21 protein-coding genes are annotated in these 23,369 nt (G+C 73.9%); 12 read left to right on the top strand and 9 right to left on the bottom strand.

The genetic code is table 11. The features are described from left to right. Positions 1 to 106 precede the first annotated feature (106 nt). Entirely contained in the window at positions 107 to 496 is a 390-nt protein-coding gene (locus V6U86_RS05940) for an Rv2175c family DNA-binding protein (RefSeq protein WP_334499306.1), read from the top strand. A 186-nt stretch (positions 497 to 682) separates the two neighbouring features. Here the strand turns inward: V6U86_RS05940 and V6U86_RS05935 are convergent, their stop codons facing one another. Together V6U86_RS05935 and V6U86_RS05930 are read right to left on the bottom strand one after the other, a co-directional pair. Continuing rightward, a complete protein-coding gene (locus tag V6U86_RS05935; RefSeq protein ID WP_334499304.1) occupies positions 683 to 1,765 on the bottom strand; it encodes a polyprenyl synthetase family protein in 1,083 nt (360 codons plus the stop codon). Positions 1,766 to 1,774: 9 nt separating this feature from the next. Further along, the gene (locus V6U86_RS05930) at positions 1,775 to 2,164 is read right to left on the bottom strand and encodes a helix-turn-helix domain-containing protein (protein ID WP_334499302.1); all 390 of its coding nucleotides are present in this window, start codon (positions 2,162 to 2,164) and stop codon (positions 1,775 to 1,777) included. 340 nt (positions 2,165 to 2,504) lie between these two features. Between V6U86_RS05930 and metF the strand changes: the two genes are divergently transcribed. Together metF and V6U86_RS05920 are read left to right on the top strand one after the other, a co-directional pair. Beyond that, on the top strand, positions 2,505 to 3,422 hold the full coding sequence (gene metF / locus V6U86_RS05925) for a methylenetetrahydrofolate reductase [NAD(P)H] (protein ID WP_334499300.1): 918 nt from the start codon (positions 2,505 to 2,507) through the stop codon (positions 3,420 to 3,422). Between the two features lie 44 nt (positions 3,423 to 3,466). Then, positions 3,467 to 4,156 carry a CDP-alcohol phosphatidyltransferase family protein gene (locus V6U86_RS05920; protein ID WP_334499298.1) on the top strand — a complete coding sequence of 230 codons (690 nt, stop codon included), beginning with the start codon at positions 3,467 to 3,469 and terminating at the stop codon, positions 4,154 to 4,156. A gap of 6 nt (positions 4,157 to 4,162) precedes the next feature. On the opposite strand, the gene V6U86_RS05915 is transcribed toward V6U86_RS05920, so the two are convergent. From V6U86_RS05915 to V6U86_RS05890, 6 genes are read right to left on the bottom strand one after another with little or no spacing between them, the layout of a single operon-like run. Further along, a complete protein-coding gene (locus V6U86_RS05915) occupies positions 4,163 to 5,650 on the bottom strand; it encodes a phytoene desaturase family protein (protein WP_334499296.1) in 1,488 nt (495 codons plus the stop codon). Positions 5,651 to 5,661: 11 nt separating this feature from the next. Then, positions 5,662 to 6,786: a glycosyltransferase gene (locus V6U86_RS05910; protein ID WP_334499294.1), complete on the bottom strand. Its 1,125-nt coding sequence runs from the start codon at positions 6,784 to 6,786 to the stop codon at positions 5,662 to 5,664. Beyond that, positions 6,783 to 7,640, bottom strand: a complete 858-nt coding sequence (locus V6U86_RS05905; protein WP_334499292.1) for a carotenoid biosynthesis protein — start codon at positions 7,638 to 7,640, stop codon at positions 6,783 to 6,785. Before V6U86_RS05905 ends, V6U86_RS05910 begins: the two co-directional genes overlap by 4 nt. Then, the gene (locus V6U86_RS05900; protein ID WP_334499290.1) at positions 7,637 to 8,188 is read right to left on the bottom strand and encodes a GNAT family N-acetyltransferase; all 552 of its coding nucleotides are present in this window, start codon (positions 8,186 to 8,188) and stop codon (positions 7,637 to 7,639) included. The genes V6U86_RS05905 and V6U86_RS05900 overlap by 4 nt, the downstream gene beginning before the upstream one ends. Next, positions 8,185 to 8,946 (bottom strand): monooxygenase, encoded by a 762-nt coding sequence (locus V6U86_RS05895; protein WP_334499289.1) that lies wholly within the window; start codon positions 8,944 to 8,946, stop codon positions 8,185 to 8,187. The genes V6U86_RS05900 and V6U86_RS05895 overlap by 4 nt, the downstream gene beginning before the upstream one ends. Further along, positions 8,943 to 9,431, bottom strand: coding sequence for a YbaK/EbsC family protein (locus V6U86_RS05890; RefSeq protein WP_334499288.1), 489 nt, complete (start codon positions 9,429 to 9,431; stop codon positions 8,943 to 8,945). The genes V6U86_RS05895 and V6U86_RS05890 overlap by 4 nt, the downstream gene beginning before the upstream one ends. 444 nt (positions 9,432 to 9,875) lie before the next feature. Here V6U86_RS05890 and V6U86_RS05885 point away from each other — a divergent pair, with 444 nt between their 5' ends. The 9 genes from V6U86_RS05885 (at position 9,876) to V6U86_RS05845 (ending at position 20,444) form a co-directional block, all read left to right on the top strand. Beyond that, positions 9,876 to 10,325, top strand: a complete 450-nt coding sequence (locus tag V6U86_RS05885) for an SAV_6107 family HEPN domain-containing protein (protein ID WP_007463070.1) — start codon at positions 9,876 to 9,878, stop codon at positions 10,323 to 10,325. Positions 10,326 to 10,427: 102 nt separating this feature from the next. After that, entirely contained in the window at positions 10,428 to 11,153 is a 726-nt protein-coding gene (locus V6U86_RS05880) for a hypothetical protein (protein WP_334499280.1), read from the top strand. Beyond that, positions 11,150 to 12,712, top strand: coding sequence for a DNA polymerase Y family protein (locus V6U86_RS05875; RefSeq protein WP_334499278.1), 1,563 nt, complete (start codon positions 11,150 to 11,152; stop codon positions 12,710 to 12,712). The genes V6U86_RS05880 and V6U86_RS05875 overlap by 4 nt, the downstream gene beginning before the upstream one ends. A 225-nt stretch (positions 12,713 to 12,937) precedes the next feature. Continuing rightward, positions 12,938 to 16,321: an error-prone DNA polymerase gene (locus V6U86_RS05870; RefSeq protein WP_334499900.1), complete on the top strand. Its 3,384-nt coding sequence runs from the start codon at positions 12,938 to 12,940 to the stop codon at positions 16,319 to 16,321. Positions 16,322 to 16,414: 93 nt separating this feature from the next. Next, a complete protein-coding gene (locus V6U86_RS05865) occupies positions 16,415 to 16,591 on the top strand; it encodes a hypothetical protein (RefSeq protein WP_334499276.1) in 177 nt (58 codons plus the stop codon). A gap of 80 nt (positions 16,592 to 16,671) precedes the next feature. Further along, positions 16,672 to 17,439, top strand: coding sequence for a methyltransferase domain-containing protein (locus tag V6U86_RS05860; RefSeq protein WP_334499898.1), 768 nt, complete (start codon positions 16,672 to 16,674; stop codon positions 17,437 to 17,439). Then, on the top strand, positions 17,436 to 18,608 hold the full coding sequence (locus V6U86_RS05855) for an alkaline phosphatase family protein (protein ID WP_334499274.1): 1,173 nt from the start codon (positions 17,436 to 17,438) through the stop codon (positions 18,606 to 18,608). Before V6U86_RS05860 ends, V6U86_RS05855 begins: the two co-directional genes overlap by 4 nt. Positions 18,609 to 18,669: 61 nt before the next feature. Next, entirely contained in the window at positions 18,670 to 19,929 is a 1,260-nt protein-coding gene (locus V6U86_RS05850) for a DNA polymerase IV (RefSeq protein ID WP_334499271.1), read from the top strand. A 116-nt stretch (positions 19,930 to 20,045) separates the two neighbouring features. Further along, positions 20,046 to 20,444 (top strand): DUF3040 domain-containing protein, encoded by a 399-nt coding sequence (locus V6U86_RS05845; protein ID WP_030334542.1) that lies wholly within the window; start codon positions 20,046 to 20,048, stop codon positions 20,442 to 20,444. Positions 20,445 to 20,890: 446 nt separating this feature from the next. Here V6U86_RS05845 and V6U86_RS05840 read toward each other — a convergent pair whose 3' ends face one another. Next, a complete protein-coding gene (locus V6U86_RS05840; RefSeq protein ID WP_334499265.1) occupies positions 20,891 to 23,362 on the bottom strand; it encodes a transglutaminase TgpA family protein in 2,472 nt (823 codons plus the stop codon). Positions 23,363 to 23,369 lie beyond the last annotated feature (7 nt).

Below are 23,369 nucleotides of genomic sequence, written 5' to 3'. Positions count from 1 at the left end.
TCTGTGTCCCTTATTCGCTGGTCAGGGGCGATCAGGAGAGTGTGCGCCGACGGGTCGCCCGGGGTGCCGGTGGCTCGTCGCGGCGGCGGCGTGGCAGGGTGGTCGGGTGACCGAACCCGTACCCGATCAGGCCGCGCCCGGCCTGGAGCTCGCCGGACCCACCGACCCGGCCGGCTGGTTGACCCTGCCCGACGTCGCGGAACGCCTCGACGTGTCGATCAGCAAGGTGCACCAGATGATCCGTGACCGGGAGCTGTTGGCGGTCCGCCGCGACGGCGTCCGCCGAATCCCAGCGGACCTGGTTGCCAACCAGACCGTGCTCAAGCACCTGCCCGGCGTGCTCAACCTGCTCGCCGACAACGGCTACGACGACGAGGCCGCCCTGCGCTGGCTCTACGAGCCGGACGACACCCTCCCCGGCGCCACCCCGGCAGCCGCCCTCTCCGGCGACCAGGCCCGCGAGGTGAAACGCCGAGCCCAAGCCCAAGGCTTCTAACCCCACCCACCCGCCCCGGCCCCACTCACCCCCCACCCGACCCGGCCCACCCCGCCCTGGCCCCCGTTGATCATGAAGTTATTGCCAGCCCGCCCGGCGTGTCGTGGCAATAACTTCATGATCAACCCCGAGAGGTGGGGGGTGAGGGCCGGAGGGGGAGCGGGGGCGGGGGGAGTGGGGCTGGGGTTAGTCGGCTCGGCGGGTTGCTGCTATGGCCAGGTCGACCAGGGCTTGGCGGGCCTCGGTGTCGAGGTCGACGGCGGTCAGTGCGGTCAGTGCGGCGTCGGTGAGCGTGGCGATCCGCTGCTCGGTACGCGCCAGCGCCCCGCTCCCCAAGATCACCTCGCGGAGCCGGGCCACCCCCTGCTCGTCCAGCTCCGGGTCGCCGAGCCGCCCGAGCAGCAGCTCGCGGCCCGCGTCGTCGGTGGCCTCCACGGCCGCCGCCACCAGGTAGGTGCGCTTGCCTTCGCGCAGATCGTCCCCGGCAGGCTTGCCGGTCAGCGCCGGGTCACCGAAGACCCCCAGCACGTCGTCGCGGAGCTGGAACGCCTCGCCGAGCGGCAGCCCGTACGCCGAGTAGGCCGTCCGTACGTCCTCCGGCGCGTCGGCCAGCGCGGCCCCGAGCAGCATCGGCCGTTCGACGGTGTACTTCGCGGACTTGTACCGGGCGACCTTGCTGGCCCGTTCCACCGAAGTGTCCCCGGTGACCTGCGTCAGCACGTCGAGATACTGCCCGACGGTGACCTCGGTGCGCATCTCGTCGAAGACCGGCCGGGCCCGGGCCAACGCCCACAGGTCCAGGCCCGCCGAGTGCAACAGCTCGTCGGACCAGACCAGGCAGAGGTCACCGAGCAGGATGGCCGCGGCGTCGCCGAAACCGTCCGGGTCGCCGCCCCAACCGGCCTCCCGGTGCCGGGTGGCGAACCTTCGGTGTACGGCGGGCTCGCCGCGGCGGGTGTCGGAACGGTCCATCAGGTCGTCGTGGATCAGGGCACTGGCCTGGACGAACTCCAGCGCGGCCAGGGCGGTGAGCACCTGGTCGCCGTCCACCCCGCCGGCCCCCCGGAACCCCCAGTACGCGAATGCTGGACGCAGCCGCTTGCCGCCACCGAGCACGAACGCCTCGATCGCTTCGGCCACCGGGGCCAACGCGTCGTCCACGGCGGCGAGCCGGACCCGTTGGCCGGCCAGAAACTCGGTGAGAGCCTTGTCGACCCGCTCCCGCAGGCCGTTGCGGTCGACGGGGGACACGGGAGCAGCGTGGGTCACGCCCCGACGCTAGCCGGTCGTCATGATTCGTGCTCCACCGCCACGCGTAGTGCCGCCGGGGCGGCCGGGACCCGTTCGCCCAGCCGGTCGTACGCCGTGCGGCGCGGCGCGTCCCGGCCCGGTGGCCCGCGTCGGGCCGGCCCGACGGGTGGCCGCTGCGGCCTCGGCGAGCGTCACCAGCGGCACGTCCAGGACGACGGCGAGCCAGCCGAGCCAGAACCCGCCCGGCACGCGACGCTGTCGTTCCCACCGGGAGACCTCGTGCCGACTCAGCGTCGGCACCCCGGCGGCGGCGCACAACTCGGCGGCGGCTCGCTGCTGGCTCCAGCCCCGGGCCAGTCGGCACCGGGTCAGCAGCGGCCCGAGCTGCGTGGGGCTCGGTGAGGCGGGCGGGATCATGGGTCCTCCTGGCGGGCGTCGGTGCGGTGACGACCCGCCGGCCCGACCGGACTGGACCGGCGTCACCGCTCGGTTGCTGACCCCCGCACGGGACCCCCGGGGCCACCCCCGCCGCCCCTCCCGCACCGCCTCTTCCTACCGCGGAGGTACGACGCCTTTCCGCCCGCCGGCTCGGCCCGCGGTGCGACACCGCCCGCCGGCTCAGGGCGGACCGGGCGGCAGCGCCAGTCGGGTTGGAACGTCCGGGCGACACCTGTCGGCTCAGGGTGGACCGGGCGGCGTCGGCCGCTGGATGGGAAGGGCCTGGGTCCTGTCGGCATCGACCGCTAGAGTCGGGGTCGTGGCGCTCGGTCTTCCCTCGACACTCCCCAATCCGCAGCCGGCGATCGGGGAGCTCATTCGTGAGCACCAGCCGACCTTCTCGTTCGAGTTCTTCCCGCCCAAGACCGAGGCGGGAGAGCAGCTGCTCTGGCAGGCCATCCGCGAGCTGGAATCGCTGCGCCCGTCGTTCGTGTCGATCACGTACGGCGCCGGCGGCTCGACCCGGGACACCACCGTGGCGGTGACCGAGCGGATCGCCACCGAGACCACCCTGCTGCCGATGGCCCACCTCACGGCGGTCAACCACTCCGTCGCCGAGCTGCGGCACGTGGTCGGCCGGCTCGCCGGGGTGGGGGTGCGCAACGTGCTGGCCGTTCGTGGCGACCCCCCGGGCAACCCGAGCGGTGAGTGGATCCGCCACCCCGAGGGCGTGGACTACGCCGAGGACCTGGTCCGGCTGGTGCGCGACGCCGGCGACTTCAGCGTCGGTGTGGCGGCCTTCCCGTACAAGCACCCCCGCTCGCCCGACGTGGCCAGCGACACCGCCCAGTTCGTCCGCAAGTGTCGGGCCGGCGCGGCGTTCGCAGTCACCCAGATGTTCTTCGACGCGGACGACTACCTGCGGCTACGTGACCGGGTGGCCGCTGCCGGCTGTGACACCCCGATCCTGGCCGGGGTGATGCCGGTGACCCAGATCGGCACCATCGAACGGTCCGTGCAGCTGTCCGGTGCGCCGTTCCCACCGGCTTTGGCGGCCCGCTTCGATCGCGTCGCCGACGACCCGGACGCCGTCCGCCGGCTCGGCATCGAGCAGGCCAGCGAGATGTGCCGCCGACTGTTGGACGAGGGCGTGCCGGGAATCCACTTCATCACCCTCAACCGGTCCACCGCGACCCGCGAGGTCTGGCAGAACCTGAAGGCCGGCGCGCGCGTGTGAACGCTGCTCCTGCGACACCTGTTGCCCGGCGCGACGGTTGATCCGTGGTGGGCACACAGCTGAACTGGGATCAGTACGCCACGGCGTGGGCGCGGTTGCACGGCGGGTTCGACCCTCGGGTCGCGGCGCCGGTGGTGCGAGCCTGGCTGCGGTTCGCGTACCACGTCGGATATGTGCTGGGTCGGCTGCGGGTCAGCCCCACCGCGGTCACCGTGGCCGGGGTGCTGCTCTGCTTCTGCGTACCGTTGCTGGTGGGCCGGCCGGGGGACGGGCCGTTCCTCGGTGCGCTGTTTGTGCTGCTCGCCGCCGTGGCGGACAGCGTGGACGGTGCGGTGGCGGTCGCCACCGGCCGCACCACACGGCTCGGCTACGTCTACGACTCGGTCGCCGACCGGCTCGGTGAGGTGGCGTGGCTGCTGGCGTTCTGGCTGGTGGGCGCGCCGGGTGGGCTGGTCGTCGCGGGTGGCGCGCTGTCCTGGTTGCACGAGTACGTCCGAGCGCGGGCGGTCGCCGCCGGTATGCGGGAGATCGGCGCGGTGACAGTTGGCGAACGCCCCACCCGGGTCTCGGTGGCGCTGGCCGGCCTGCTGGTCGCCGGGCTGGCCGGGCTGATCGAACCGGACCTGGCCGCCGGCACCATCACCATGGCGACCGCGGTCTGGGTGCTGCTGGCCGGTTTCGGCCTGGGGCAACTGCTCTCCAGCATCCGCCGCGCCCTGCTCGACGCGGGCTGAGCGGCGCTACCAGGCGGCGCCGATCTCGTCGGCGACGATCTGCGCGGAGAGGGTCACCATCGGCAACCCTCCGCCCGGGTGGGTGGAGCCACCCACCAGCCACAGCCCGTTCGCCGGGCCCCGGTTGGCCGGGCGGAGCAGCCCGCCGGCGGTGCCGTAGATCGAGCCACCTGGCGCGCCGGTCGCCACGCCCAGGTCGGCGGGGGTGCGGATCTCACGGAACAACAGCCGGTCGCGTACGTCCACGCCGCGCTGCGCCAGCACATCCAGGATCCGGTCGGCGTACGCGTCGGCCAGCCCCGGGCGTCGCCAGTCGACCGCGCCCGCCGCGGTGCCCTGCCGGGCGGCGTTGACCAGCACAAACCACGCCTCATGTCCGGCTGGGCGGACCATCGGGTCGTCGGCCACGGTGACGAACACCGTTGGGTCGGCCGCCGGCCGGGCCCGTACGCCGCGCCCGGGGTCACCGAAGACCGCGTCGAACTCGGCGTCGTAGTCGTCCGGGAAGAAGACGTTGTGGTGGGCCAGTCCGGTGCTGCCGGAGACGCCGAGCAGCAACACGAAACCAGCGAGGCTGCGGTCGGTCAGCGCGGCCAGCCGGCGCGGGTGCGGCAGCAGGTCACGGTAGACGGTGAGCGCGTCCACGTTGGCCACCACCACGTCGGCGGGCACCGGGGCGGTGACTCCGGCGAGGCGTACCCCGTGCACCCGGCCGCCGGTGGCGTCGATCCGGGTGACCGTGGCGTCGGTCTGCACGACCACGCCGAGGTCCAGGCAGCGGGTCAGCAGCGCGTCGGCGAGCGTGCCCAGCCCGCCGCGCAGGTACCAGCCGCCGAAGGTCAGCTCGGCGTAGGGGACCGCGACCAGCGCCGCGGGTGCCCGGCGTGGGTCGGCGCCGGTGTAGGTGGCGTACCTGTCCAGCAGCATCCGCAGCCGCGGGTCGGACAGGTGCCGGCGGCCCAGGCCGCGCAGACTGCGACCCGGGGCGATGGCGGCCAGGTCGCCGACGCGCCAGGCCAGCGACGCGAGGTCGCGGGGGGAGTCGACGGTACGGCGCAGGATGTCCCGCGAGGAGGCGTTCCACACCCGCGCCGCCCGGCGCCACAGCCGCTGCCAGTCGGCCGCCGCCCGGTCACCGAAGGCGGCCCCGATCCGGGCGGTGAACTCCACCGGGTCGGCGCACGAGTCCAGGGTCGGGCCGCCGCCGGGGAAGACGTGCCGGACGATCGGGTCCAACGGGACCAGGTCCAGGTATTCGTCGAGCTTCGCCCCGGTCGCCTCGAACAGGTCGTGGAAGACCTCGGGCAGGGTGAGCAGGCTCGGCCCGGTGTCGAAGTGGAACGACCCGGCCGGGGTGTCGTGCGTGTACCGGCCGAGCTTGCCGCCGACCGTGTCGGCGGCCTCGAAGATGGTCACCTGGTGCCCGGTGGCGGCCAGCCGGGCGGCGGTGGCGAGGCCACCCACCCCGGCGCCGACGACCACGATCCGCGCCATGCCGCGCCCTCCTAGCTGACCGGGCGACCCCGCCAGGTCAGGCGGCGTCGCTTTCGCAGATGGTACGACCGCAGGGTCAGCCAACCGAGGACCACGACCGACACGGGGTGTGCGAGCGCGTCGGGCCACCACCGGCCACCGGTCGCGCGGGCGGTGAGCACCCGCCCGGCCACCCCCAGCAGGTATGCGATGAGCGCAACCATTGACACCCGGGGAGCTGTCGAGGCAAACCCCAGCGCGATCAGCGGTGGGGCGGTGTAGAGCAGCAGTAGCACTGCCACCACGGCTGCCGCCGCGCCCGGGTGTCCGAACGACGCCCAGAGCGACTTCGAGTACCCGTCGCGCAGTTGCGGCCAGTCGTCGTACATCCGGCAGGTGGCCAGCCGGGAGCCGTCGGCCAGGGCGATCTGCCCGCCGGCCCGCTTGACCGCCCGGGCCAGTTCGACGTCCTCCAGGATCTTGTCGGCGACCGCGGCGTGCCCGCCGGCGGCGGTGTAGCCGGCCCGGTCCAGCACCAGGAACTGCCCGCCCGCCGCGGCCAGCGACGGCCGCGGCGAGCGCTCCATCGCGCGCAGCGGCAGGAAGGTCAACCAGAGCCACTGCAACAGCGGCTGCACCAACCGGTCGGCCGCCGTCGTCACCACGATCCGGGGGTACGGCGACAGCAGCGTCACCCGGGCGGCGCGCAGCTCGGTGACGGCCGCGGCCACGGCGTGCGGGGCGAGCACCACGTCGGCGTCGACGAAGACCAGCGCGGTGGCGTCCGCGTCGGCCCGGGTGGCCAGCTGCCAGCAGGCGTGCGGCTTGCCCAGCCAGTCCGGCGGCGGGGTGACCCCGGTGAGCAGCGTGACCCGTGGGTCGTCGCCGGCCACCGCGCGGACCACGTCGGCGGTGCCGTCGGTGGACCCGTCGTCGAGGACCACGATGCGCAGCCGGGGTACGCCGCGTTGGGCGAGCAGGGCGCGCAGGCAGGGCGTGACCCGGGTGGCCTCGTCGCGCAGCGGCAGCAGCACGGCCACCGGTTCGTCGACGTCCTCGGGCCGGTCGCTGGGCCGACGCAGCCAGCGGGCGGCGTTGAGCCAGGTGTGCCCGGTCAACGCGGCGACGGCGATCAGCAGGGCGAGCAGGACGGTCATCGGGTCGCGTCGACGCCGCGGCGGTGTGGCTGGTGGTCCTCCGGCCGGAGGTGATGGCTGCGCTGGGCGCGGAGCAGGGTCACCGCCAGCGGTACGGCGGTCACCGACATGCCGGCGGCGCCCCAGAGCGCCGAGGCGGGCAGGTCGAGGAAGACGGCGTGGGCCAGGATGCTGGAGAAGTACGTCCACAGGTAGAGCGCGACCATCGGGTGGTCCCGCCGATCGGTGTGCGCGGCGACCGACCCGGCCAGCGGGCGCAGCGCGCTCATCATCAGCACCGCGAAGAGCAGCCAGCCCAGGTAGTTGCTGACCGGGATGCCGGCCAGGCCGGGCAACGCCGGGGTGGCGTCGCGCCAGACCCAGTAGCCCTCGGCCACCATCTGCGGGTCGAGGAAGAGGTCCCAGGCGGCCAGCCCCACCGTGGCCAGCGCGATCCGCCCCACCCATCGACCCACCGTCGGCCTGCTGCCGTCGGCTGCCCGCCCGCTGCCGCCGGTCAGTCGGACCGCTGCCAGCCACGCCGGCCAGGCCATCCAGGTCCAGGCCAGCGGAATGATCAGTGGCACCCCGGCCAGCTTGGGGCCCAGCTCTCCGGAGTAGTCGTAGCTGCCGAACGGCACGCCGGTGGCCACCCCGATCGCCTCGATCGCGAACCCGCCGCCGGTGGCCACCGCTACCAGCGCCGCCGCCACCCGTGGACCCCGGCTGAGCAGCGCGTGGCCGACCGAGAGCAGCCAACCGAGGACGACGGTGGCCACGGTGAGCCCGGCCCGGGTGGCGCCGGTGGTGAGCGGGTAGCAGATCTGGGCGAGCACCAGGACGGCGAGCAGTGTCCAGGAGATCCGCCGGGTCATGACGCCGGTGGCTCGAGCGGCAGATCCCGACCGAGCACGCCGAACGGTCGCTCGTCGCCGGGGAAGTGGAAGTCGCGCAGCACGTCGACGAAGCCGAACCGTCGGTACAACCGCCAGGCCCGCGAGGTCTGCTCGTCGGCCTCCGGGGTGGACAGCAGCGTGGTGTCGCCCTCCGCCATGCCGAGCAGCGCGCGCAGCTGACCGGTGCCCAGGCCGTGCCCCTGCGCCGGTGGTCGGACGTGCAGCTCGACCACCTCGAAGCAGTGGGTGAGCCAGCGCGTACGGGTCGGGGCGTCCAAGGCGCGGTGCACCTGGTCGTGCCACCACTGACCGGAGGCGCCCAGATAGCCGTAGCCGAAGCCGGCGAGGTGACCCTCGCTGGTCAGACTGGCGACCGCCCGGAAACCCGGCCGGCGAACGTGGGTGGCGATGTAACCGCGCCGGGCCTCCAGCAGGTCGGTGCGGTATCCCATCGCCTCGCCGTAGACGGCCACCACGTCGTCCAGCCGCCGGACGAGATCGTCCGGCGTCCAGCGCACCAACCTCATGCCCGTCCACCCTTCACCGTTTCCGGGCCGCCGTCGGCGACCCACCCGAGCACCGACCGGTCGCCGACCACGTCGCGCACCTCGAATCGGGCGAACAGTTCCTCGGCGTACCAGCCCGCGGTGGGGGTTCGCATGATCGCCGCCCGATGCTCCGGGTGACGGTACGCGAACGCCACCAGGTCCGTCGGGTCGCGCCACACGCTCACCGTGCCCTGCCAGCCCAACGGTGCCTCTCCGACCCCGAACCGAGCCAGCAACCCGGGCGCGTCGCGCAGGGCGGCGGCCACCGGCGGGATCGCCCGCCAGAAGGTGGCAGCCCGGCGGGCCCGCAGCCGGGCCCGGGTCAGCGCCAGCACCGGGCCGGTGACCCGGCCGCCCGACGGGTCACCGAACGGCCGCTGGCCGGACCACTCGCCCCGGCTGGTCAGCGGGCGCAGGTCGATCCGGGCCTGGGTCTGGGCGATGCGCGCCCAGGCCCGCCCGACCGACGAGTCGTCGAAGTCGGCCGCCGCGGCGGGGGAGTCCCAGACGGTCAGCGCCGCCCACCGGGTCAGGTCGGCGTCCCTCGGCCCGAAGTCGGTGCCGGTCCCGGTGCCGAGCAGCTTGCCGAACCGAGCGCCCGGGAGGGCGCGCAGCCGGCGCGGGTCCAGCGCCATCCGGGTCAGCGCCCGGGGCAGCGCGCCGTGGGAGGTCCGCCACACGTGCAGCGTGACCAGTTCCGGGACCGCGCTGCTGTGCCTGCTGGTTCGCTCGCTCACGCCACCTCGGCCGGGGTGCCGGTGGTGACCCGCAGCAGTTCGGCGTAGGTGGTCGGGAAGACCGCCTGGGGTACGCCACCCGCGGCCCAGATCTCCGGGTACGCCGCCAGCGCCGTGTCCACCAGGGTGCGCAGCGGGTGCGGGTGCCCGAGGGGAGCGACCCCGCCGATCGGCTGTCCGGTGTGGGCCCGGACGAACTCCGGGGTGGCCCGGCGCAGCCGGGTGATGCCGATCGATGCCGCCAGGCCGGCGGTGTCGACCCGGTGCGCGCCGGAGGTGAGGACGAGCAGCGGCGTGTCGTCCGCGTCGAAGATCAGGGAGTTGGCGATCTGACCGACCTCGACGTCGAGCGCCTCGGCGGCCGCCGCAGCGGTGTGCACCGCGTCGGGGAGCAGGCGGACCATGGTGGGCTCACCGGCGCCGTCGAGCGTGCCGGCGGCGGTGAGCGCGTCCTGCACCGCTCGTACGTTCGGGTGTGGCTGCATGTTGTCATTCTTCCCGGTTCGGCGAGGTGGGTTCGGCCGGCCGGCACGCTCAGCGCGTCACACGTTGCATTTTCGTCGGCGGGGAGGTGTACTGTCAGCAGCAGTTAGAACGAGTGTTCGATTGCCTCGAACGCCCGTTCCAACCAGCCGGAGCGCGGCGTTTCGCGGCGCCACCTCCGGGCGGTGCGGCTCCGCGGGCCGCACCTGGGTTTCCGGGCAGTCGCGAGCCTGGTCCCATCAGGCAGGAGCGTCGCCCGCCGCCCACGACCCCCGGGCGGCGGGCGACGCACCCGCCGGTCCGCCGGCCGGGTGTGGTGTGGGGAAGCATCCACACCCGGCCGGCCACACCCGGTGCGTCTTCCTCCGCACCACCCCGACCTCGGCGTCTCGTCGGTGGCACCAGCCACCGGAGCGACGTCTCGGCCACGTGGAGGAGAGACATCCATGCCGACCAACCCGGCTCAGGCACCGACGGTGCCGGCGCACGTGCTGCCGCATCGCACCCCCGCCCAACTCCTCACGTTGGCCCGCCGTGGGCTGGTCGAGGCCGGCCAGACCCGACCTGACGGCCTGCGTTACGCGGCTGCCCACCTGGCTGCCCTGCGCGCGGCGGCGGCCCTGCTCGCCGCCCGGGCCCGACCCGCGCCGAGTCGCCGCAACCGGATCACCAGCGTCTGGGTCCTCCTCTGCGCGGTCGCTCCAGAGCTCGACGAGTGGTCCCGGTTCTTCGCAGCGGGGGCCAGCAAGCGTGCCGCCGCCGAGGCCGGCATCCCCCGGGTGGTCAGCGCCCGGGAGGCCGACGATCTGCTCCGCGCTGCCGAACAGTTCGTCACGGTGGTGGAAACCGCGCTCGGCGTGGCCCACCAACCGGCCCTGGACGGCCTCGCCGCCTGATCCCGCCGTGCCACCGGCCGTCCCGTGGGGGGAGCCGGGCGGCCGGTGGCACGGCGTGCCGGTCCTGATCTGATCCACAGCAACGACGGGGGAGTTGGTCCAATGGCGGGCCGCATGGTGGTCGGTTCCGCCGCGCTGGCCGATCTGGTGCGCCCAGCGAGCGCACCCGACCCGGTCGGTGGCCACCGAGTGCTGCCGGTGGTGCCCGAGTTGACCGGTCTGCTGCCCAACCGGGGCCTGCGCCGGGGCAGCACCATCGCGGTCGCCGCCGGCCAGCCCAGCCGCAGCGGCGGCACCTCACTGATGCTGGCCCTGCTCGCTGAGGCGTCCCGGGCCGGCTCGTGGTGTGCCGTGGTCGGGGTGCCGACGTTCGGCGCGGGCGCGGCCGCCGAGCTGGGCATCGCCCTGGACCGGTTGGCCCTGGTGCCGCACCCCGGCCCCGAGTGGGCCACCGTGGTCGCCGCGCTGATCGACGGGGTGGACGTCGTGGTCACCACCGTGCCGGCGACGGTCTCCGCCTCGGTCGCCACCCGGTTGGCCGCCCGGGCCCGGCAGCGCGGCAGCGTGCTCGTTCCGTACGGCCGGTGGGACGGCGCGGACGTGACGCTGCAGGTGGTCCGAGGAGTCTGGGAGGGGCTCGGGCTGGGTCGGGGGCGGTTGCGCCGCCGGGAGATCACCGTCTCGGCGCGCGGGCGCGGGGCGGCCGCCCGACCCAAGGAGATCAAGGTCTGGCTGCCGGGCGACGAGTTGACCCGGGTGATCCCTCGTACGCTGCCGTCGCCCGTGGGCCGATCGTCCGCGCCACTCGCCCTGGTCGGTCGGGGGTGACCGGCACGCCGGCACGGACTCTGCTGCTGTGGTGCCCGGACTGGCCGGTGCTCGCCGCCGAGATCGTCGACGGGGTGCCGGCGACCGGCCCGGTCGCCGTGCTGCACGCCAACCGGGTGGTCGCCTGCTCCGAGCAGGCCCGCGCCGAGGGGGTGCGTCGAGGGCTGCGCAAGCGGGAGGCACAGGGTCGCTGCCCGCAGCTCACCGTCGTGGAGTACGACCCAGGCCGGGACGCCCGGGCGTTCGAGCCGGTGGTCGCCGCGGTGGAGGAGCTGGTCGCCGGCGTCGAGGTGGTCCGTCCGGGCGCCTGTGCGGTGGCTGCCCGGGGGCCGAGCCGTTACCTCGGCGGCGAGGAGGCGGCCGCCGAGCGGATCATCGAGCACGTGGCCCAGTCGTGCCTGGTGGAGAGCCAGGTCGGCGTCGCCGACGGGGTGTTCGCGGCCGGGTTGGCCGCTCGCGCTGGTCGGGTGGTGGCACCGGGCGGGACACCGGAGTTCCTGGCCGGGTTGCCGGTCGAGGCGCTCGGCCGGTCGGCGCTGGCCGATCTGCTGCGCCGGCTGGGGGTACGGACCCTCGGTGACTTCGCCGCGTTGCCGGCCGGTGACGTGCTGGCCCGGTTCGGGTTCGACGGTGCGCTGGCCCATCGGCTGGCCGCCGGGCGGGACCACCGCCCACTCGCCGTCCGGCAGCCGCCGGCCGACCTGACGGTGACCGCGGAGCACGACGAGCCGATCGACCGGGTCGACGCGGCGGCGTTCGTGGCCCGGGCGTTGGCTGAGCAGCTGCACGAGCGGTTGGCCGGGCACGGGCTGGCCTGCACCCGGCTCGGCATCGAGGCGGTCACCGAGCACGGGCAGGAGCTGCACCGGGTGTGGCGGCACGATGGCCTGCTCACCGCCGCGGCCATCGCCGACCGGGTGCGCTGGCAGCTCGACGGGTGGCTCTCCGGCAGCAACGGCCGCGCCGGTGCCCGAGCGGCCCGACCGACGGCCGGCATCATCCGGCTGCGCCTGGTCCCGGACGGGGTGATCGCCCAGGCCGGTCTGCAGGCCGGCCTCTGGGGGGAGACCGGCGAGGAGCGGGACCGCGCGCACCGGGCGTTGAGCCGGGTGCAGGGCATCCTCGGCCCGGAAGCGGTGGTCACCGCGGTGCTCGGTGGTGGGCGCTCCCCGGCCGACCAGGTGCGACTGGTGCCATGGGGCGACGAACGACTCCCGGCCCGGCCCGAAGCTCCGCCGTGGCCGGGCCGGCTGCCGCCGCCCGCGCCCGCCGTGGTGCTGCCCAGTCCGCTCGCCGCGACCGTGCACGACGCCGCTGGCGAGCCGGTGGTGATCAGCGCGCGGTTGGCGGTGAGCGCCGCGCCCGCCCGACTGGTGGTCGGCACCGGTCAGCCAGCGGAGATCGTGGGTTGGGCCGGGCCGTGGCCGGTGGACGAGCGCTGGTGGGCGCCGGCCGAGGCCCGCCGCCGGGCCCGGTTCCAGGTCAGCCTGGCCGACGGTGCTGCCCTGCTGCTGGCCGTGGAGTCGGGGCAGTGGTTGGTGGAGGCGATCTATGACTAAGTCAGGTCGATCCCTGCCCGGCGTCGGCTGGCTCCGCGCTGGCCGGGGAGCAGATGTCCTGATGAGCGTGATGACTCACAGGCATCGAGATGCCTGTGAGTCATCACGCTCATCGCACCTCTCGCCGTCGGCGGGGCGACCGCCGTCGTGTTCGTCGTCGACCCGGTCGCCCAGCGTCCCTCGGCCGAGCAGTACCGGGCCGAGCAGCGCGGCCGGAGCGGCCGGATGAGCTTTCACAACCCGAAGATGCCCTGGTCGGAGCTGGAACGCGTACTCTCCGGCCGGGCCGGTGACACCCGAGCGGGTGGCAACCGCGGGAGCAGAGGTGAGCGGCACCTGCACGTGGTGGACCCGCTCGCCGTGGACGCCGATGGCGGCGACTCCCCGGCCTGGAGTCGCCGCCGCGAGCAGTACCAGCCGCCGGAGCTGGCCCGCCCCGACGATGTGGTGCCCTACGCGGAGCTGCACGCGCACACCAACTTCAGCTTCCTCGACGGCGCCAGCCATCCGGAGGAGCTGGCCGAGGAGGCGGCCCGGCTGGGGCTCACCGCGCTCGCCGTCACCGACCACGACGGCTTCTACGGGGTGGTCCGCTTCGCCGAGGCGGCTCGTACGCTGGGCCTGCCGACCATCTTCGGCGCGGAGCTGTCCCTTGGCCTGCCCGGCCCGCAGAACGGCGAGCCCGATCCGCTCGGCGCGCACCTGCTGGTGCTCGCGCACGGCCACGAGGGGTACTCCCGGCTGGCCACCACCATCGCCCGCGCCCAGCTACGCGGCGGGGAAAAGGGCCGCCCGGTCTACGGGGACCTGGAGGAGGTCGCCGCCGAGCTGCGTGACCATGTGCTGGTGCTGACCGGCTGCCGCAAGGGGCACGTGCCGGGGGCGCTGCTCACCGAGGGGGTGGACGCGGCGGCCCGCGAGTTGGACCGGCTGACCGCGCTCTTCGGCGCGGAGACGGTGGCCGTGGAGCTGACCGACCATGGCCATCCCGTCGACGCCGACCGCAACGACGCGCTCGCCGATCTGGCCGCGGCGGCCGGGTTGCCGACGGTGGCCAGCAACAACGTGCACTACGCCAGCCCCGGTCGGCGTCGGCTGGCCACCACCGTCGCCGCTGTCCGGGCCCGACGCAGCCTGGACGAGATCGACGGTTGGTTGCCCGCGGCGGCCACCGCCCACCTGCGCAGCGGCGCGGAGATGGCGGCCCGGTTCGCCGCGTACCCGGGTGCGGTGGCGCGGGCCGCCGAGTTCGGCGCCGAGTTGGCCTTCGACCTTCAGCTCGTCGCGCCGCAGCTACCGGCGTACCCGGTGCCGCCGGGGCACACCGAGATGAGCTGGCTGCGGAAGCTGACCGCTGACGGGGCGCACGAGCGCTACGGGCCGCCGCAGGCGCACCCGGCGGCGTACGCGCAACTCGACCACGAACTGAACATGATCGAGGAGTTGGGTTTCCCCGGTTACTTCCTGGTGGTCTACGACATCGTCACGTTCTGCCGTGACCAGGACATCTACTGCCAGGGTCGGGGTTCGGCGGCCAACTCGGCGGTCTGCTACGCGTTGCGGATCACCAATGTGGACGCGGTCCGGCACCAACTGCTCTTCGAACGGTTCCTCGCCCCGGAACGGGACGGCCCACCCGACATCGACGTGGACATCGAGTCCGACCGCCGGGAGGAAGTGATCCAGCACGTCTACACCCGCTACGGCCGGGAGCACGCCGCCCAGGTCGCCAACGTCATCTCCTACCGGCCCCGGTCGGCCGTGCGGGACGTGGCCAAGGCCTTTGGCTACTCGCCGGGGCAGCAGGACGCCTGGAGCAAGCAGATCGACAGGTGGGGCTCGGTCGCCACGGTCGATGTCGAGAACATCCCCGAGCAGGTGGTGGAGTACGCCAACGAGTTGCAGACGTTTCCTCGGCACCTGGGCATCCACTCCGGTGGCATGGTGATCTGCGACCGGCCGGTGATCGAGGTCTGCCCGGTGGAGTGGGGGCGGATGCCCGGGCGCAGTGTCCTGCAGTGGGACAAGGACGACTGCGCCGCGGTGGGCCTGGTCAAGTTCGACCTGCTCGGCCTGGGCATGCTCTCCGCCCTGCACTACGGCTACGACATGATCGGGTCCCGGCTCGACCTGGGCGACATGACCCTGGACGACCCGGAGGTCTACGACATGCTCTGCCGGGCGGACTCGGTCGGGGTGTTCCAGGTGGAGAGCCGCGCCCAAATGGCCACCCTGCCCCGGCTCAAGCCCCGCGAGTTCTACGACCTGGTGGTCGAGGTGGCGCTGATCCGGCCCGGCCCGATCCAGGGCGGTTCGGTGCACCCGTTCATCCGGCGCAAGAACGGCCAGGAGCCGGTGACCTTCGCGCACCCGCTGATGCGCAACGCCCTGGAGAAGACCCTGGGTGTGCCGCTGTTCCAGGAGCAGCTGATGCAGCTCGCCATCGACCTGGCCGGCTTCGACGCGGCCGAGGCCGACCAGTTGCGCCGGGCGATGGGCGCCAAACGGTCGGTCGAGCGGATGACCCGGATCGCCGAGCGGCTCTACGCGGGGATGGCCGAGCGGGGCATCACCGGTGAGCTGGCCGACGACGTCTACCGCAAGCTCACCGCGTTCGCCAGTTACGGCTTCCCGGAGAGCCACGCGATGAGCTTCGCCTACCTGGTCTACGCCAGTTCCTGGCTCAAGCGTTACCACCCGGCGCCGTTCCTGGCCGCGCTGCTCAACGCCCAGCCGATGGGTTTCTACTCTCCGCAGACCCTGGTCGACGACGCCCGCCGGCACGGGGTGGAGGTCCGACGCCCCGACATCAACGCCAGCGGCGCGAAGGCGGTGCTGGAGTCCACCCCGGAGACCCGGTGGGGCAGTGGGCCGGGGGAGCCGCCGCACGCCTGGGGGCTGGGCGGCCCTGCCGTCCGGCTCGGCCTGTCCAGCGTGCGAACCCTCGGGGCCGACGTGGCCGAACGGATCGAGGCCGAACGGGTCGCCGGTGGGCCGTACCGGGACATGCCGGACCTGGCCCGGCGGCTCGGTCTCACCGCCGCGCAGTTGGAGGCGTTGGCCACGGCGGACGCCTTCGCCTGTTTCGGGCTGACCCGGCGGCAGGCGCTGTGGGCCGCCGGGGCGGCGGCCCAGGACCGGCCGGGTCGGCTGCCCGGCACGGTGACCGGCGCGGCGGCGCCCACGCTGCCCGGGATGGAGGCGGTGGATCGGCTGGTCGCCGACGTGTGGGCCACCGGGTTGTCGCCGGAGAGCCATCCGGCCCGGTTCATCCGGGGTCAGCTCGACGTGCTCGGCGCGGTGCCGATCGCCCGGCTCGGCCGGGTGGAGCCGGGGCAACGGATCCGGGTCGGTGGCATCGTCACCCACCGGCAACGTCCGGCGACCGCAGGCGGGGTCACCTTCCTCAACCTGGAGGACGAGACGGGGATGCTCAACGTCACCTGTTCGCCGGGGCTGTGGCAGCGCTATCGGCGGGTGGCGCGGACCAGCGCCGCGCTGGTGGTCCGGGGGCGGTTGCAGCGACACGAGGGGGTGACCAACCTGGTCGCCGACCGGCTGGACGCCATCGAGCCGCCGGTCAGCCCCGCGTCCCGGGACTTCCGCTGATTCAGTGATCCACATTACGGTTTCCCGAGCCGTCGAGCGGGAGACTCGTCCCGAGCGGGCAGAGCGGCCCGTGATCCGTGAGGGGGAACGACAGTGACGGGAAATCACGCGTACACCGGTGGAATCGCCAACGCCCGGCGGACCCGGCTGGGCACCGGCTGGGTGCCGTCGCACCTCGCCGACCCCCGCGAGTACGAGGTGACCAACGGTCCGGTGGCCAACGAGCGCCGGTCCCGGGCGGAGGACGAGGCTGAGGGCGCCGAGGCCTGATCAACCGCCGCACCACGCACCGATCGGGCGTGTGGTGGGCACGCCCGCCACACGCCCGCGCCACCGCCGGGCCGGGCCGGGTGACTAGGCTCGGCCGGGTGGAGCAGACCCGAGGCCGGTTCGCCGAGCCGCCGCTGACACCCCGCACCGCCGTGATCTGGTCGGTGCTCCGCGCCGAGCTGGACCGGCGCGGCGACGCCGAGCTCACCGTGCTGGACGTGGGCGGCGGCACCGGCGGTTTCGCCGTTCCGCTGGCCCGCGCCGGGCATCGGGTCACCGTCGTCGACGCCAGCCCCGACGCGCTCGCCGCGCTCACCCGCCGCGCGGCCGAGGCCGGGGTGGCCGACCGGATCGCCGCCGTGCAGGGCGACGGTGACGCCCTCGCCGAGCTGGTCGAGCCGGCCGGCGTCGACCTGGTGCTCTGCCACGCCGTACTGGAGGTGGTCGACGACCCGACGCCGGTGGTGGCCGCGCTGGCCACCGCGCTGCGACCGGGCGGCGCGGCCAGTGTGCTGGTGGCCGGCCGCGCCGCCGCCGTGCTGGGCCGCGCGATGAACGGGCACCTGGACGTCGCGACCACCCTGGCCGCCGACCCGGCCGGCACCGCCGGGCCGCGCGACATGCTGCGCCGACGCTACGACGCCCAGGGGGCCGCCGCGCTGCTCGACGCCGCCGGGCTGGTGGTCGAGGAGATCCACGGGGTACGCGTGCTGGCCGACCTGCTGCCGGCCGCGGTCGCTGACGGGCAGGCCGCCGCCCTGGTCGAGTTGGAACGTGCGTTGGCCGCCCAATCGCCGTACCGGGACCTGGCCGCCCAACTGCACCTGTTCGCCCGCCGGCCGGCATGATCGTCGAGGCCGGTGGCGTGCCGGAACCGCTGGAGATCCTCGGGCCGCAGCACGGCGGCGGCCGTCTCGCCGATGTGCTGCCCAGCGCGCTGGCCGTGCTGGGCGTCCCCGGCTCGGCCGACCCGCTCGGGTTGGTGCCCGCGTTGGCCGGGGTACGCCGGATCGCCGTGCTGCTCGTCGACGGGCTCGGGTGGTACCAGCTGCCGACCGCCGCGCCGTACGCGCCGACGCTCGCCGGGCTCGCCGCGACGGTGGCCCGGCCGCTCATCGCCGGTTTCCCGTCCACCACCCCGACCAGCCTGGTGTCGTTGGGCACCGGTGTCGCGCCGGGCGCGCACGGGGTGCTCGGCTTCACCGTGCGGGTGCCCGGCACCGATCGGGTGCTCACCCACACCGACTGGGCCGCCGATCCGTCGCCGCTGCGCTGGCAGCCGGTGCCCACCCAGTTGGAGCGGGCCCGCGCCGCCGGGGTGACGACGACCGTGGTGAGTCGCCCGGAGTTCGGCGGTAGCGGGCTGACCCTCGCCGCCAACCGGGGTGGCGACTTCCGGGGCGCCGCCGGCGGGGACGCGGTGGCCACCGCCATGGTGGCCGCGTTGGCCGCCGGCAACGGGCCCACCCTGGTCTCCGGTTACCACGCCGACCTGGACCGGCACGGCCACGTCTACGGCGTCGACTCGGAGCCCTGGCGGGCCGCCGCCACGGAGGTGGACGCCCTGGTCGCCCGGTTGGTCGACGGGCTGCCGCCGGACGCGGCGCTGCTGGTGACCGCCGACCACGGGCAGCTCGACATCCCCGCCGCGCACCGCTTCGACCTGGACACCGATCCGCGGCTGCGGGCCGGTGTGCGGGTGGTGGCCGGCGAGGCCCGGGTGCGCTACCTGCACGTCGAGCCGGGCGCGCTCGACGACGTGCGGGCCGCCTGGTCGGAGGTGCTGGGCGCCACGGCCCGGGTACGCACCCGCGACGAGGTGGTGGCCACCGGCTGGTTCGGGCCGGTGCCCGAGGAACACCTGGGCCGGATCGGCGACGTGGTGGTGACCTGCAACGACACGTACGCGGTAATGGCCAGCCGCACCGAGCGACCGATGGCGTCGAAGTTGGTGGCCTACCACGGGTCGGACACCGCCGCGGAGCTGACCGTGCCGCTGCTGGTCGTCCGGGGCTGACCCGGGGCGGTTCGGCCCGCTGGCCGATGGTGATGTCGTACCCCCGGGTTAACCTGCCGGGATGGGTCGCAGTCAGTCGTTGCCCCGGGGCGACGATCCGCGCTTCGGGCCGGACGCCGACGACTCCGCCAGCCCGATCCTGCACGTCGACATGGACGCCTTCTTCGCCGCCGTCGAGGTGCGCCGCCGCCCCGAGCTGCGCGGCCGGCCGGTGATCGTCGGTGGCGTCGGCCCGCGGGGGGTGGTCAGCTCGGCCAGCTACGAGGCCCGCCGGTACGGCGTACGCAGCGCGATGCCGACCAGCCAGGCTCGGGCCCGCTGTCCCCACGCGGTCTACCTGCCACCGGATTTCTCCGCCTACACGGCCGCCTCCCGGGCCGTCATGCAGATCTTCCGGGACGTCACGCCGCTGGTCGAGCCGCTCTCCCTCGACGAGGCGTTCCTCGACGTGACCGGCGCCCGTCGGCTCTTCGGCTCCCCGGCCACCATCGCCCGGCTGATCCGTCGCCGGGTCGCCGACGAGCAGGCGCTGACCTGCTCGGTCGGGGTGGCGCCGACCAAGTTCGTGGCCAAGCTGGGTTCCACCCGGGCCAAGCCGGACGGCCTGCTGGTCGTGCCGCCGGGGCAGGTGCTCGACTTCCTGCACCCGCTGCCGGTGAATGCCCTGTGGGGGGTGGGGGAGCGGGCCGCCGAGTCGCTGCGGCGCCTCGGCCTGACCACCGTCGGTGACCTCGCCGAGGCGCCGGTGGGCATGCTCCGCCGAGCCGTCGGTGCCGCCTCGGCGTCCCACCTGCACGAGTTGGCCTGGGGCCGCGACCCGCGCGGGGTCAGCCCCGAGCACGTGGACAAGTCGATCGGCGCCGAGGTGACCTTCGACGTCGACGTGGCCGACCCGCTGCAGATCCGCCGGGCGTTGCTCGCGCTCAGCGAGAAGGTCGGTGTCCGTTTGCGCGGCTCCGGGCAGGTCGGGCGCACCGTCTCACTCAAGGTCCGGCTGGCCGATTTTCGCACCGTCAGCCGATCTCGCACCCTCGACGTTCCCACCGACACCGCCCGCGAGATGTTCGACACGGTCTGGGCGCTCTACACCGCCTTGGACCCGGGCGAGCGGATCCGACTCGTCGGTGTCCGGGTGGAGGGGCTCGCCCCGGCGCAGGGCGCCCCCCGGCAACTCACCCTCGGTGCGCCCGAGCGCGGCTGGCGTGAGGCGGAAGCTGCCGCGGACGCCGCGGCTGCCCGTTTCGGGCGGTCCGTCATAGGTCCGGCCAGTCTGATGGCCGACCGTGATCCCCGTCGAAAGGAAAATCCACCCCGCCCATAGGTCGTCCCGCTTTCCGACGCGCGACCCCCCTCGTAGACTTGCGGGTAAGCAGCCGGTTGGCTGCCACGGTCTGTCGGCCCGAGTGGGCCCGACCAACGTGACCGGGGAGGAGTGCCGTGCCGCTCTCGGAGCACGAGCAGCGGCTGTTCGAGCAGATCGAGCGGTCGCTTGCCGAGGACCCCAAATTCGCCTCGGCCGTGCGCGCCAGCGATCCGCGCTTCCATGCGCGGCGTCGCCTGCTCGTCGCCGCCGGCGTCATCATCGCTGGCTTGGCTCTACTGGTCTATGGCGCGGTGATCAAGACTCCACCACTGGCGGTGGCGGGTTTCGTCGTCATGCTGGCGTCGGCCGCGTTCGCGGTGCAGTCGCATCGGCGGGCGCAGTCACCCGACCTGCACGTGGTGGGCGGCACGACGAGTCGCCGTCGTCCCCGTGGTGGCCGATCCGGTCGCCGGTCGTCGATCCTGGACCGGATGGAGGACAGGTGGCGGCAGCGCCCGGAGGGGCACCGCTGAGCCGGTCCCGCCGCTGAGGCGGGCCGTACGCCGCGACGAGCGGTCGCCGGGCACAGCCCCCGGCGACCTCCGTCGTATCCGCGCGCCCATTCCCCGCTGCCCACTGTCCGCAGGGCCACCCTCCGCAGGACCACCCTCCGCAGGACCACCCTCCGCAGGACCACCCTCCGCATGATCGTGCTCGATCCTGGGTGTAGTGGCATCCTGCGCCAGGGAGGGGCCTCTTTCCTGGATCGAGCACGATCTTGGGCGGCGGCAGCTTAGGCGGGTGGGGCGGCGGCGGTGGTGGCCGCCGCCCCGGACCTGGAGCTGCTCGGTCAGCGAGCCGCCCGGTCAGCGAGCCGCCCGGTCAGCGAGCTGCTTGGCCAGCGAGCTGCTCGGTCAGCGAGCTGCTCGGTCAGCGAGCTGCTTGGTCAGCGAGCTGCCCCGGACCTGGAGCTGCTTGGTCAGCGAGCTGCCCGGTCAGCCAACATCCGTCGAGGGTTCCACCGCAGCAGGCGGTACCGGGCCCGCCCGGTGAGCGCCACCATTCGGCCGGACCTGTCCGCCATCGTGGTACGCCACCGCAGCAACACCGAGGGCGGCAGCACGGCGGCGAGCAGGCGGGTCCGTCGGTCCGCCCGGGTGGCGAGCGCCCCACGGACCGCGCGTAGCGCCGGCGACAACGGCTCACCGGTGAGCGGATCGCGCGCATAGCGGGCCCGTTCCTCCGCCCGGCCGAGCAGCCGCGCCGACCCGATCGCCTCGCCGTCGTCGAGGGCGTCCCGGACAAGCCGGTCCGCAGTTGCTCTGGGCGTCTCGGTCGGATCGACCGGGACCCGGAAGTCCACCAGCGTGTCGAGCAACTCCGCCCAGGCGGCGTGCGCGTCCGCCCGGGCCCGGTTGGCGTCCACGCCGACCACCACCGGTCGCGTTCCCGGCTCGCTGCCGCCGTCGACAGCGGCCGAGGCCATCGCCGCGCTCGCCGCTCGACCACCCCGTCGGCGGCGGAGGGCCATCCGGCGCAGAGCGGGCACCGCGAGCAGCGCCAGCAGGGCCACCAGGCCCGCCGCCCACCAGGGCCAGACCGGTGGCTGCTCGTTCGGCGTCGTCCCACCGAGGGACAGCCCCTGGTCGGTGTCCCGGTCGGCGTTGTCCCGGTCGGACGGCCCGGCCGAGGCATTTGGATCCGCCGTGGTGTTCGGGGCGCCCGGGCTCGGGTCGTCCGGCTCCGGTAGGTCGGTGTTCGGCGCCCAGGCCGACCGGGTCGAGCCGGGCACGCCGTACGCCGGGGTGGCGTCGAACGGCACCCAACCGGCCCCGTCGAAGTAGACCTCGGTCCAGGCGTGCAGGTTGAGGTTGGTCAGCGTGAAGGTGTCACCGTCGCGCTTGCTGCCGTTGGTGAACCCGAACGCCACCCGGGCCGGGATGCCGGCCGCGCGGACCAGCCAGGCCATCGCGGCGGCGTACTGCTGGCAGTAACCGACCTTGTTGGTCAGGAAGTTGACGATGTCCTGACCACTGCTGCCGCTCTCGGTGCTCAACCGGTAGCTGAACCCGTTGTCCGCCGAGAAGTGCCGGTAGATCGCCAACACCTGGTCGTAGTCCGTTTGCTTGCCCTGGATCAGCTTCTTGACCAACTCCTCCACCTCGGGCACCACCCCGGGAGTGGCGGTCATCTGTCGGCTCAGGGGGTGCTCGGCCGGCAGTGTCCGCGCGGCCCGCAATGCCTCGGGCGTGAAGGTCGAGCGCACGTAGTCGAAGGAGTACTTCCGACCCCGGGAGTTTTCGCGGTTGGAGAAGACGACCTGCTGGTTGGTGTCGTAGAGCCAGTTTTCGTTGAGGTCGTCGGTGCGGGTGGGTTCGGCGTACACCGGCATCAGCGACATGCTCAGGCTCTTGGTGACCTCGACGGTCGCCCGGTAGGTGGTCTGCTGCACGCCCTGGCCGGCCCGGTCGGCCGGGTTCGGCAGGCCCTCGTTCACCGACCGGCCGCTGGGGTTGCGGGCCTGGAAACCACTGGGGCGTAGCTCGTCGGCGACCGCGTAGCGCAGGTAGAACGGGTCTTTCTCGGACGTCTTCACCTTTACCAGGTCGGCTACCTGGGACTGGTTGAGCTGGCCGGCGAGCGAGGCGAACAGGTCGATCCGACCCGACGTGCCGCCCGAGCCGGCCCCGCTGCCGGTGCCATTGCCCGGCCCTCGGCTGAGCGAGTCGAGCAGCCCACCGGTCAAGCCGGGCACCGCCAGCGGCAGCAGCACCGCCACGGCCACCCCGACCGCCGCGAGCCGGCGGCCGGCGGACGCCAGCGGAGAGGCCTCCCACACGTCGACGTCGCGGCCATCACCGGTGAACCGACGCCCGAAGCGGCGCACCCGGTCGACGTTGTCGGTGACCAGCAGCCAGAGGTAACCGGCGGCGCCCACCACGAACGGCATCGCGGGCACGCTGTCCACGTAGACGGCGACCGGCACCGAGTAGATGGCGAGCATCGGCAGCCCGGCCAGGGCGGGCCGACGTAGCCCCACGGCGAGTACGTCCACCAGCACGGCGACAGCACCGACGCCGAGCACGGCGATGAACAGCAGCGGGTCCGTGTCCGGGACCTCGACCCCGTACGAACGCATGTCCTGCATGGAGCCGGCGAGCAGGTCACCGAAGTACGCGAACGTGCCCGGGGTCGGCAGGATCGCGAGCAGTTCCTCGCCGCTGGGGAACAACCAGGTCAGGGCGAGCATCAGGCCGGCCAGCATGCCCAGCACCTGACCCCACAGTGGTGCCCGGGCGAGCCGGGTCAGCGCGGCCGCCCCGGCCACCACGGCGACCGCGAGGATGGACTCGAACAACCACGTCCAGCCCCGGAAGATGGCCGACAGCGGCGCGGCGGCCAGCAGCGTGGCGATCGCCGCCACCACGCCGATGTTCCGACTGCTGATCATGAGGGGA

Origin of the sequence: Micromonospora sp. CPCC 205558, from assembly GCF_036902955.1 — a bacterium.
Classification (GTDB): Bacteria; Actinomycetota; Actinomycetes; order Mycobacteriales; family Micromonosporaceae; genus Micromonospora.
The sequence above is the reverse complement of the archived record's forward strand: the minus strand, read 5'-3'. Positions and strand labels throughout refer to the sequence as shown.